Genomic DNA, 10808 nt, shown 5'->3' with positions numbered 1-10808 from the left:
AATCGCACCACATGTAGTTAGAAAAATATTTGGTTCAAACCATAGATATGTAATACCGATGTCTTTTGTGTTTGGAGGCTGCTTGATGGTAGTTACAGATTTAATTGCGAGAAGCTTGTTTGCGCCAGTAGAGCTTCCAGTAGGGGCAGTTACAGCTATTATAGGGGCACCATTTTTTGCATATGTTTATTTTAAAAAGGCGAGTTGATAATTATGTTAGAGGTTAAGAAGCTTTATAGCGGATATGAAGGAAAAGATATATTAAAGGATATAAATTTTACAGTTAAAAATGGAGAAAATTTATGTATAGTAGGCCCAAATGGATGTGGCAAAAGTACGCTTCTAAAGTCTATTGCAAATATTTTAGAGTACAAGGGGAGTATTTTAGTAGACGGTCAAGAAGTGTTTTCTATGGATAGAAAACACTTTGCAAAAAAAGTAGGACTTATGAGTCAAATTACAGAAATTTATTTTCCATATACAATTTACGACACAGTATCTTTAGGCAGATATGCTTATAGCAAGGGCATACTTAGTAAATTATCCAAGGAAGACGACGAAATTATATTAGACAGTATAGATAAAGTCGGGTTGTTGGATATAAAGGATAAATTAATAACAGAGCTTTCAGGTGGGCAGATGCAGAGGGTTTTTTTAGCGAGGGTATTTGCACAGGATCCAGATATAATATTGCTTGATGAGCCTACAAATCATTTAGATTTTAAAAATCAAATAGATTTATTGGAAAACTTAAAGGAATGGATTAAAACAAATAATAAAATTGTAGTCGGAGTTTTACACGATTTAAATTTAGTTCAGTATTTTGCGGATAATGTTTTAATGTTGCAAAATGGTAAAGTGGTATCTTACGGTCCGCCTCAAAAGGTATTAAATGATCCAGTATTAGATGATTTATACGGAATAGATATTAAAGGTTTTATGTTAAATATTTTAAAGAAATGGGAAGGCTCCGTTGCAAATTAAATAAATCAAATAGGGTGCTAATATAGAACCCTATTTGATTTTTAAATATTGTATTTACAATGATTCACTATAAAAGATATTCCATAAATACAGGAACTTGTTTTTCCCAGCTAGCCTCGTTGTGTTCTCCTCCTGGTATTAATCTAGGGTAACAATTGCATCCCTTAGATTGAAGCTTATGGCATATTTCTAGCATATAAGATGTATATTCTACCCTTCTGTATTCATTTTCTAGTTCTGTGCTTCCTATATCCATATAGAATTTTGTACCCTTTCTAGGTTGGCTTGATATTACATCCTCCATAAATTTGTCGTAGCATAATTCAAAAGAAGAAGATAAACAAGCGCATTTTGAGAATACATCAGAATATTTGATGCCAGCATATGCAGCCATTAATCCTCCCATAGAGCTTCCACCTATTAGTGTGTTTTTACGGTCTGTTTTAGTTCTGTACTCAGAATCGATCATAGGTTTTATGACATTTATCATCCATTCTAGGTATTCGTTGCCTTTTCCCTTTATAAATTCACCGTAGTAGTTTTCTAGGTCGTATGGACAGTATTCAGACATTCTTTCGTTGCCTTCAAAGCTACATTGAATTCCAACGACTATTAATTGAACGTCATTGTTTTCTAAATATTCCTTCATACCCCATGATTTGCCGAATGCGGCCTCTTCATCAAAGAACAAATTATGTCCATCGAACATATAAAGAACAGGATATTTTTTTCTTCTTTGATGGTAATCGTTTGGAAGATATATATTTACAACTCTGCTCCCTGAAAATATACCTTCCATTTCAATATACTTTTTTTCTATCATCAGTAATCACCTCATGTATATTTTTAGTCACTTTAAAATATACCACAATTTGGATATAAAATACATAAAAATATAAATAGATGTAAACTTATATTTGTAAGTCGAATATAAAATTTATATTTTATATAACTTAATTAATATATTTGTAAAAAATAAAAAAATTAAAATTAGATGTAGCGTTAAAAAAAACTGACAAAAAAATTTTCAATGTGATAAAATTATATTGTAAGATTTTTTACAAATATAACATGAAGTAACGAATGTTAAGCTGCAAAAATAAAAAAATAAACTGTTAATTAACGTGCTAGCATTAGAATTATAAGTATCTATATCAATTATATTAAGAATATTCATAATTTTTTCATATCATTATAGTTTGAAAATAATACATTTAGAAATTAATAAATCAATAAAAAATAGAAAGGGATGTAAATATGTTTAAAAAGGGAGAATATGTGATTTACGGTAATGCAGGCGTTTGTCAAATAATAGATATTTCAACTTTGAATATGCATGGTGCACCTAAAGATAAATTGTATTATATATTAGAACCTGTAAATCAAAATAGCAGTAGAGTTTTTTCACCAATAGATAATAAAAAAGTTATTATTAGAAAATTGATGTCTAAACAAGATGTGGAAACTTTAATAAGTGATATACCAAATATAAAAGAGTTATTAGTGGAAGATGAAAAGCTACGTGAACAGACATATAAGGATTGTATAAAAAGCTGTCAATGTAGAAAATTATTAAGTCTTATGAAAACTATTTATCAGAGAAAAGAAGAGAGATTGAATCAAGGGAAGAAGCTGAGTGCTACTGATGAGAAATATTTTAAATTAGCACAGGATAATCTTCAAACAGAGCTATCTATATCTCTAGAAATACCTGTAAATGAAATGGAGCGATATATATTAGATAAAATAAATAAATAATAAAAAATATTAAGCTATAGAAAATAGAGACGTATTTTCTATAGCTTATTTTAATAGTATCATACTACTTGCTTTCAATGTAGTTTACTATATCACCGATAGTTTTGAATTCTTCAGCATCTTCTTCAGAAATTTCTATATCGTATTTATCTTCTAATGCCATGATTACTTCAACAGCATCTAAAGAATCGGCATTTAAATCATCTTTAAGAGAAGTATCTAAAGTTAATTCATCTAAATCGTCTATGCTTAATTGTTCTGCTATTATGTCTCTTATTTCTTCAAACATTTTATACCTCCAACTTTTATCCAATATTTAAATTTTTAATAGTAGTTTAATATAATAATAATTAATTTTCAATATATATTTAGAAAATAGTAGAATTATTTTTATCCTTTACAAGTTAAAATATTTTATACATATACTATCTATAAATATTATTTTAGAGAGCTATTTTAAATTTAATATGAACGAAATTTGGAAGTTAATAAAATTTTAATAAAAGTAACTTATTCATGTAAAAAATCATATATTAAAGCAAATATAAACCTTGTCGAGGGGGAGAATTTATGTCTAAGTTGGAGAGTAATCTTTCTAGATTTTTTGGAGATTGTGGAATTAATTTTAATGGTGGAATATTAATAGTCATAGTTTTAGTATTTTTGCTATTATGCACAGATATTTTAGATAATTTTTTTGATGATGATAGTATTTGGATATGGATTATATTGATAATTTTGCTGTTATTTAATTTCGACGATGGATGCTGCTGTTAATATAAAATATTAAATAAAAAGTTAGTTTTTTGATAAAATATCATAAACTGACTTTTTTTATTGAAATATATTGTAAAACTTTAACATATTTGTTACATTATTATTATTTGATAAAGAAAAATAAAATGATATAATAATTCTTGGAAAAATAGAAAAGTGAATATTTTATAAAGGGAGTGATTTAAATTAAATTAAAAAAACAAATAAAAATAGGATTGGTAGCACTTGGAGTGATAGCTGGATGCATTGCTGTTATTTTTTCGATAAAGTCTTTAAATAGACAAAGTAATAATGAAGATGAGCAAATAAAACAAGGCGTAGAAATTATAAAGAACCTAGAAAAGCAAGATGTAGTACAGGTCGAAGAAAAAATTGCTTCTATAAAAGCTCAAAATGGAATAACAGATCAACCAGTAGCTACAACAGATGATCAAGACTCTTCAGGTAAGGTTAATTATAAAAGTAAATTCGATTCATCAGTTATAGTTGGAGATTCAAGAGCAGAGGGTATTTCTGCATATGGATTTTTAACTCAGTCTTCTGTAGTTGCATATAAGGGAAGAAATATAGCCAATGCAAAAAAACAAGGCGATATAAATACAGCTATTGGTTTATATCCTAAAAATATGTTTTTTACATATGGAATAAATGATATTGAATGTTACAGCGATAGTGCTAAGTTTATAGAACAATATGAAAGTGTAATAGATTTAGTAAAATCTAAGCTGCCTAATACTGATATATACATATGTTCAATACTTCCAGTTCAATCATTTACATTATCTCAACAGCCTAATTATGCAAACATAGACAAATGGAATTCTGATTTACAAGCTATGTGTCAAAAGAAGGGCGTTACATATTTAGATGCAAATGGAATTGTAGAACAAAGTGATTATGAACCAGATGGGATACATTTCGGACCAAATTTTCAAAAGAAATGGCTTGATTTCTTTATACAAAAAGGGAATTTGTAAAATTTAGAGAGGTTTAACATAAAATGAAATTAAAAAAAAGAATAAAAAGTATTGTAGCAATTTTATGTTCTTGTGTCGTTTTTGCAGGATGCAGTAGAGTAAATGACAATTTAACTGCTAAAGATATACAAAAATCTATAGTAGATACAGGTCTTGTCAAAAATATGGAAGAAACAGGAACTAAAGGATTAAAAAGATATTACGGCTTAAATGCAAGTGATTTCGACAGTGTTGTTTTATACACACCAGAATCATCTATGGAAGTAGATGAGATGCTAATTGTAAAAGTTAAAGATAAATCTCAAATAGAAGGTTTAGAGGATGCGATTGATAATAGAGTAAATTCTCAGCTTCAAAGCTTTGGAAGCTACGGTCCAGAGCAATGTGCATTATTAAATGATTATGAGTTAAAAACAAAGGGAAAATACGTGTTTTTTGCTGTGTCTGAAAATGCAGAGGATTTGAAGGAGGCTTTTAAAGAGTCAATAAAATAATTCCAGATTTAACTTTATCGATAATAAAAAATAAAAAAATGAGAGGGAGGCGATTAAAATAGTATTCAGTAGTATTATATTTTTGTTTACTTTTTTGCCAATAACATTATTACTATATTATGTTAGCCCTAGAATATTAAAAAATTCAATATTATTAATAGCTAGTTTAGTTTTTTATGCATGGGGAGAGCCTGTGTATGTATTTTTAATGATAGGAACGATCTTAGCGGACTATTTTTTAGCTATACTAATAGATAAGAATAAACACGATGAAGGTAAGTGTAAATTTATATTTATAATTACTATTATTTTCAATGTGGGCATATTAGGATTTTTTAAATATTTTGGTTTCTTTATAGATAACATAAATAGTATTTTTCATGTAAATATTCCTTTTGAAGGGCTAGCTCTTCCAATAGGGATATCATTTTATACTTTCCAAGTATTATCTTATATTGTGGATGTTTACTTGGGTAAGGTTGAAGTTCAACACAATATAATTAACTTTGCTACTTACGTTACAATGTTTCCACAATTAGTAGCAGGACCTATAGTCCAATATCAAACAATAGAAACTCAATTGAACACTAGAAAAGAAAGTGTAATTAAGTTTGGAGAAGGCGTAGAGCGTTTTATACAAGGTCTAGGAAAGAAGGTTTTACTAGCAAATAATATAGGAATGCTATGGACAACTGTTTCTGCTATGGAAATTTCGTCTATATCAGTTCTCACTGCATGGTTAGGTATAATTGCGTATACTTTCCAAATATATTTTGACTTCAGTGGATATTCTGATATGGCTATTGGTTTAGGTAAGATGTTCGGATTTGATTTTATGGAAAACTTCAATTATCCATATATATCAAAGAGTATTACAGAGTTTTGGAGAAGATGGCATATATCTTTAGGAACATGGTTTAGAGAGTATATCTACATACCTTTAGGCGGAAATAGAGTGAGTATGCCAAAGCAAATTAGAAATATATTTGTAGTTTGGTGCCTTACAGGTTTTTGGCATGGAGCTAGCTGGAACTTTGTGATCTGGGGACTTTACTATGGAGTTTTATTATTTTTAGAAAAATTTGCGCTAAAATCTGTTTTAGAAAAGCTGCCTAATAGCTTAAAACACATTTACACAATGCTGTTAGTTATAATAGGATGGCTGTTCTTTGCAAGTGAGGATTTAGGATTTGCAGTTGATTATCTAAAGGTAATGTTCTTTGTATCAGGAAATGCAATAATTGATAATGCGGGAATATTCTACTTATATACTAATATCATAATGATGGTTATACTTTTTGTATTCTCAACACCAGTTATCAAACAAATTTTAGAAAATATTGCAAGAAAATATAGAGATAAATTGATAAATCCATCTTTAGTTATATATGGTTTAGTTTTATTTTTAGTTACGGCTTATTTAGTTAATGAAACTTATAATCCATTCTTGTATTTTAGATTTTAAAGGTGGTGAAAAGTATGACTGAAGCGTATAAAATGAAAAATAGAAATACATCAAAAAATAAAAAAACTAAGAAAAAATTAGGGAAAAAATACTGCATATCTTTGTGTGCGTTATTTATATGCTATATAGTATTTTTTGTGGCAGTGAACACTTTGGGAGAGAAGAAGACTTTCTCAGAAACTGAAAACAGAGTTCTTCAATCAAAGCCGACTTTTTCTGTAGAAAAATTATTTGAGGGAAGATATATAAGTAAGTATGAAAAGTACAAGGTAGATCAGTTTTTTAATAGAGATTTTTGGATAGATGTTAAGGTTAAGACAGACAAGCTATTATTAAAGAAGAGCTCTAATGGAGTTTATCTAGGCAAAGATGGATATCTATTGGAGGATTTCGAAAAGCCTAATGAAGAAAATGTATCTAAAAATCTAAATGCTATAAATGACTTTTCAAAAAAATACAAAGATGTAAAACAGTATATGCTGATATCTCCAACTGCTGTCAGTATTCTAAGAGATAAACTACCACTTGCTGCACCAGTTGAAGATCAACAAAAATATTTAGACGAATACTCTAAAAAGATAGATTCAAATATAAAATTTGTGGATACTTATGCTACTTTACTAGAGCATAAGAGTGAGAATTTATATTATAAAAGCGACCATCACTGGACTACTTTAGGAGCATTTTATTCATACGAAAAATTAGCAGAAGATATGGAATTAAGCTCTAAAGACAGTGATGACTACGATATCGAATTAGTTTCAAATTCATTTGAAGGAGCGCTTGCTTCAGAGAGTGGATACAAGACTGACTTAGATAAGATAAAAGTATATATACCAAAGGATGAAAACGACCAAGTCGTTGTAAATTACGAAGAAGAACAGAAAAAAACAGCCACTTTATACGATAGTGAAAAATTAGAACAAAAAGATAAGTATCAAGTATTTTTAGGAGGAAATCATCCAATTGTAAAAATCGATACTACATCAGATAGTGGAAAGACTCTACTAATATTTAAAGATTCTTACGCAAACTGTTTTGTACAATTTTTGACAACTCATTTTAGTAAAATTATATTAGTTGACCCTAGATATTATTACGAGGATATAGATGAATTGATGAAAAATGAAGGTGTTGACGAGGTACTATATTTGTATAATGCAAATACATTTTTCGGAGATACATCCTTAGCCCCTGTGTTAAACAACGAATAAACGATAAATTTAGTAACCTTTCGACTTTAATTTGCATATTATTTATTAAATAAGTAATATACTTATTAATTTTTGAAAGGGAGAGAAGAATATGTCACAAGAACAAGGTTTATCGAGATTTTTTGGAGGAAACTTCTTTGGAGGAGGATTTTTCTTCATAGTTTTGATTTTGTTGTTGATGCTAGGAGACGATTTAATAGAATGGATACTATGTAATCAAGAATTTTTAATTTGGATAATTATTTTAATAGTATTTTTTAATCTTTGTGATTTTGATTTTGGATGTTGTTAAAATAGGTAACAAATAAATAATTTTATCATAATATATATTAGAGCATAAAGACCTTTATCATAAAAATATGATGGAGGTCTTTTCTTTTTAATTGAGGAGGGATTTTATGAATCGTAAATTATCGAGAATGTTTGAATGTATCGGAGGAAGTGGATGGTGGATTATAATTTTGTTCTTTTTATTTTTAGCTTTTCAAGAGTGTTTTATAGATATTTGTTTGAGTGATTGGATACCGTTTTTAATTTTACTTTTAATAGTATGTTCATGTGACGATGATAATGATGATTGCGATTGTTATCAAAATGGATATACTTGCGGTTGCTAAAATAATAAATTTGTAATTAATATAATTAAAACTTATATATAAATACTTTAAGTATTATCACAAATAATCTGTTTTGCATATTATAAGTTAAGAGCAAAAGCTCAAATATCAACAGGAGGTAATAACAATGTTAGACAGATTATTTGGAGAAAATGGATTCTTTGGAGCAGGAGCATGGTGGATAATAGTACTATTCTTCTTATTCTTAGCATTTGGAGATAGCTGGGTAGATATAGACATAATGGCATGGATACCATTCTTAATAGTATTATTGATATTATGTTGTTGTGGTGACATATTATAGTTGACTGGAGGAAATAAGTATGTTAGATAGATTATTTGGAGAAGGATGTTGCTTCGGAGCAGGGGCATGGTGGATAATAGTATTATTTTTCTTATTCTTAGCATTTGGGGAAAGCTGGGTAGATATAGATATAATGGCATGGATACCATTTTTAATATTATTATTAATATTATGCTGTAGCGGTGGATTTTTTGGCAACGAAGGATGTGGATGCTAGTCTAATTTAAATGAAAATACTAGGCTACATAAATGACATATAAATATCTTTTAGTATTTTTGTCATTTTGTAGTCAAGTATTTTATATTTTGTTAAAAGAACATTTTTACAAAAACTGTATTTATCGAAAATTTACGATTAAATACAGTTTTTTTATGAATTTTCTATTTACGTAGTTTTAAAAATAGTATAAATTATTATTATAGTATTTGTTTCAGATGTTTATACAGCATATGGGAAAACGTAAACATATAAAATTGTATATAAATATAATTTATTTAATATACTTTAAAAAGGGTAGCATATTTGCGATATAAAAATCTATTTAATAAAGAGACTTTTTAGTATCACAGGCATATATATTACAAAAGTATAAATAATATATTTATAAAAAGGTAAAAGTATGTTACAATTAGTTTTTGGCGTGGTGAAACGAAAATAAAATAAGGAGGAAATATCATGAAAAATAACGTTACAATAAAGGACGTTGCAAAATTAGCTGGAGTTTCGATATCGACAGTTTCGAGAGTAATAAATGATTCTAAACCAGTTACAGATGAAGTGAAACAAAGAGTCTTAGATGTAATAAAAGAAACAGGATATGTTCCAAATCCTCTTGCAAGAAGCTTAGTTACTAAAAAGAGTAACTTATTGGGAGTTATAGTACCAGAGATGTCAGATTCATTTGTTAGCGAGGTTGTAAACGGTATAGAATGTGTCGCAAAAATGTATGGATATGATATATTATTAGCAAATACATATTCTGAAAAAGATCAGGAATTAAAAAGTATAGAGTTATTAAAAGCAAAACAAGTTGAAGGTATAGTTATGATTTCGTGGACTTTAGATGAAGAACATGTACAATTAATTAATAATAGTAGTATACCAGCAGCTTATATAAGTAAAACAGCTCAAAAATTTGATGTATATACAGTATGTACAAATAATGAAGATGCAACTTATAATATGACTAAATATTTAATAGACAAAGGACATAAAGAAATAGCACTTATAATGACAAGTGAAGCAGATACTATATTAGAATCAGAAAGAAGAACAGGATACGAAAGAGCATTAACTGAAAGCAACATAAGTATAAATCCAGATATAATAAAATACGGAAATACAGATTATAATAGTGGATATAAAGCGATGATGGATTTATTAGATAAAAATATTAAGCCAGATGCTGTTTTTGTTACAGGAGATGAAGCAGCTATAGGTGCTATAAATGCTATATTTGATAAGGGATATAAAGTTCCAGAAGATATTTCTGTAGCAGGATTTAATAATAGCAAGCTTTCTAAAATATACCGTCCTAAATTAACTACAGTTGGACAACCGCTTTATGATATGGGTGCTGTAGCTATGAGAATGGTAATAAAAATTATAAATGGGGATGCTCTAGAAGAAAAGAAATTTGTTCTACCTTATGAAATAGTGGAAAGAGAAAGTGTAATAGAGAGAAAATAATTTTGCTTATAAATATAAAAGGATCACGTATTTTGTGGTCCTTTTATATTTCATAGGGAATTATATTTAAGATTTAGATAGCTGCTCTTTTTTATATTTAGTAGGTGATAAATCCATAACTCTTTTAAAAATCTCTGTATAATAGCTAGCATTGGAAAAACCTACTTTTTCAGCAATTTCAGTTATATTGTATTTATCGTTTAGAAGCAAAGGGATGCTTTTTTTTATGCGATAATTTAGTAGGTATTCAAAAGGAGTTTGTCGGGTTGCCTTTTTAAAGAACCTACAACATTCGCTTTTGCTTATATTACAAGATTCAGCTATATCATCTAGAGTTATTTTATTTTTATAATTACTATGTATAAAGTCTAGTATTTTAGATAATCTCAAAACATCATTTGAATTTACCAATTGTTTTTCTTGCAAAATACAGTCTATTTCAGTGAAAAATAGAGACCATATTTCACATAGTTTACTTTTCACCAATAATTCATAACAAGGCTTCTTCTCTTGAAATATATCGTTAGC

16 protein-coding genes are annotated in these 10808 nt (G+C 28.2%); 13 read left to right on the top strand and 3 right to left on the bottom strand.

From position 1 onward, the window contains the following. On the top strand, positions 1-208 hold a 208-nt coding region (locus tag MR593_RS05550; protein WP_290690623.1), incomplete at its 5' end, for an iron chelate uptake ABC transporter family permease subunit. A gap of 5 nt (positions 209-213) precedes the next feature. Further along, entirely contained in the window at positions 214-984 is a 771-nt protein-coding gene (locus MR593_RS05545) for an ABC transporter ATP-binding protein (RefSeq protein ID WP_290690620.1), read from the top strand. A 67-nt stretch (positions 985-1051) separates the two neighbouring features. On the opposite strand, the gene MR593_RS05540 is transcribed toward MR593_RS05545, so the two are convergent. Then, positions 1052-1807 carry an alpha/beta hydrolase gene (locus tag MR593_RS05540; RefSeq protein WP_290690618.1) on the bottom strand — a complete coding sequence of 252 codons (756 nt, stop codon included), beginning with the start codon at positions 1805-1807 and terminating at the stop codon, positions 1052-1054. Between the two features lie 434 nt (positions 1808-2241). On the opposite strand from MR593_RS05540, the gene MR593_RS05535 reads away from it, so the two are divergent. Continuing rightward, positions 2242-2742 (top strand): CarD family transcriptional regulator, encoded by a 501-nt coding sequence (locus MR593_RS05535; RefSeq protein WP_290690617.1) that lies wholly within the window; start codon positions 2242-2244, stop codon positions 2740-2742. A gap of 64 nt (positions 2743-2806) precedes the next feature. On the opposite strand, the gene acpP is transcribed toward MR593_RS05535, so the two are convergent. Beyond that, positions 2807-3031 carry an acyl carrier protein gene (gene acpP / locus MR593_RS05530; protein WP_290690616.1) on the bottom strand — a complete coding sequence of 75 codons (225 nt, stop codon included), beginning with the start codon at positions 3029-3031 and terminating at the stop codon, positions 2807-2809. A 281-nt stretch (positions 3032-3312) separates the two neighbouring features. Here acpP and MR593_RS05525 point away from each other — a divergent pair, with 281 nt between their 5' ends. The 10 genes from MR593_RS05525 (at position 3313) to MR593_RS05480 (ending at position 10280) form a co-directional block, all read left to right on the top strand. Beyond that, positions 3313-3519, top strand: coding sequence for a hypothetical protein (locus MR593_RS05525; protein ID WP_290690614.1), 207 nt, complete (start codon positions 3313-3315; stop codon positions 3517-3519). A gap of 215 nt (positions 3520-3734) precedes the next feature. Beyond that, entirely contained in the window at positions 3735-4496 is a 762-nt protein-coding gene (locus MR593_RS05520; RefSeq protein ID WP_290690612.1) for a GDSL-type esterase/lipase family protein, read from the top strand. Positions 4497-4519: 23 nt separating this feature from the next. Continuing rightward, entirely contained in the window at positions 4520-4990 is a 471-nt protein-coding gene (locus MR593_RS05515) for a DUF4358 domain-containing protein (RefSeq protein ID WP_290690610.1), read from the top strand. Positions 4991-5198: 208 nt separating this feature from the next. After that, the gene (locus MR593_RS05510) at positions 5199-6455 is read left to right on the top strand and encodes an MBOAT family O-acyltransferase (protein WP_331474745.1); all 1257 of its coding nucleotides are present in this window, start codon (positions 5199-5201) and stop codon (positions 6453-6455) included. Between the two features lie 14 nt (positions 6456-6469). Further along, a complete protein-coding gene (locus MR593_RS05505) occupies positions 6470-7669 on the top strand; it encodes a DHHW family protein (protein WP_290690608.1) in 1200 nt (399 codons plus the stop codon). Between the two features lie 91 nt (positions 7670-7760). Further along, positions 7761-7961, top strand: a complete 201-nt coding sequence (locus MR593_RS05500; protein WP_290690606.1) for a hypothetical protein — start codon at positions 7761-7763, stop codon at positions 7959-7961. Positions 7962-8067: 106 nt separating this feature from the next. Continuing rightward, positions 8068-8286, top strand: a complete 219-nt coding sequence (locus MR593_RS05495; RefSeq protein WP_290690604.1) for a hypothetical protein — start codon at positions 8068-8070, stop codon at positions 8284-8286. A 127-nt stretch (positions 8287-8413) separates the two neighbouring features. Continuing rightward, positions 8414-8590: a hypothetical protein gene (locus tag MR593_RS05490; RefSeq protein WP_290690602.1), complete on the top strand. Its 177-nt coding sequence runs from the start codon at positions 8414-8416 to the stop codon at positions 8588-8590. Between the two features lie 19 nt (positions 8591-8609). Continuing rightward, the gene (locus MR593_RS05485) at positions 8610-8807 is read left to right on the top strand and encodes a hypothetical protein (protein WP_290690600.1); all 198 of its coding nucleotides are present in this window, start codon (positions 8610-8612) and stop codon (positions 8805-8807) included. A 459-nt stretch (positions 8808-9266) separates the two neighbouring features. After that, positions 9267-10280 carry a LacI family DNA-binding transcriptional regulator gene (locus tag MR593_RS05480; protein ID WP_290690599.1) on the top strand — a complete coding sequence of 338 codons (1014 nt, stop codon included), beginning with the start codon at positions 9267-9269 and terminating at the stop codon, positions 10278-10280. 66 nt (positions 10281-10346) lie between these two features. Here MR593_RS05480 and MR593_RS05475 read toward each other — a convergent pair. Further along, positions 10347-10808, bottom strand: a 462-nt coding sequence (locus MR593_RS05475) for a helix-turn-helix domain-containing protein (protein ID WP_290690597.1), incomplete at its 5' end; no start/stop codon positions are given.

The organism is Intestinibacter sp. (assembly GCF_022780145.1).
GTDB lineage: Bacteria > Bacillota > Clostridia > Peptostreptococcales > Peptostreptococcaceae > Intestinibacter.
Note: the sequence above shows the minus strand (reverse complement) of the source record. Positions and strands in the feature narration are given on the sequence as shown.

Coding starts and splice junctions, on each gene's coding strand:
- MR593_RS05540 (WP_290690618.1), bottom strand. CDS start 1,807: ATGATAGAAAAAAAGTATATTGAAATGGAAGGTATATTTTCAGGGAGC.
- acpP (WP_290690616.1), bottom strand. CDS start 3,031: ATGTTTGAAGAAATAAGAGACATAATAGCAGAACAATTAAGCATAGAC.
- MR593_RS05525 (WP_290690614.1), top strand. CDS start 3,313: ATGTCTAAGTTGGAGAGTAATCTTTCTAGATTTTTTGGAGATTGTGGA.
- MR593_RS05485 (WP_290690600.1), top strand. CDS start 8,610: ATGTTAGATAGATTATTTGGAGAAGGATGTTGCTTCGGAGCAGGGGCA.
- MR593_RS05515 (WP_290690610.1), top strand. CDS start 4,520: ATGAAATTAAAAAAAAGAATAAAAAGTATTGTAGCAATTTTATGTTCT.
- MR593_RS05535 (WP_290690617.1), top strand. CDS start 2,242: ATGTTTAAAAAGGGAGAATATGTGATTTACGGTAATGCAGGCGTTTGT.
- MR593_RS05545 (WP_290690620.1), top strand. CDS start 214: ATGTTAGAGGTTAAGAAGCTTTATAGCGGATATGAAGGAAAAGATATA.
- MR593_RS05500 (WP_290690606.1), top strand. CDS start 7,761: ATGTCACAAGAACAAGGTTTATCGAGATTTTTTGGAGGAAACTTCTTT.
- MR593_RS05505 (WP_290690608.1), top strand. CDS start 6,470: ATGACTGAAGCGTATAAAATGAAAAATAGAAATACATCAAAAAATAAA.
- MR593_RS05490 (WP_290690602.1), top strand. CDS start 8,414: ATGTTAGACAGATTATTTGGAGAAAATGGATTCTTTGGAGCAGGAGCA.
- MR593_RS05510 (WP_331474745.1), top strand. CDS start 5,199: ATGATAGGAACGATCTTAGCGGACTATTTTTTAGCTATACTAATAGAT.
- MR593_RS05495 (WP_290690604.1), top strand. CDS start 8,068: ATGAATCGTAAATTATCGAGAATGTTTGAATGTATCGGAGGAAGTGGA.
- MR593_RS05480 (WP_290690599.1), top strand. CDS start 9,267: ATGAAAAATAACGTTACAATAAAGGACGTTGCAAAATTAGCTGGAGTT.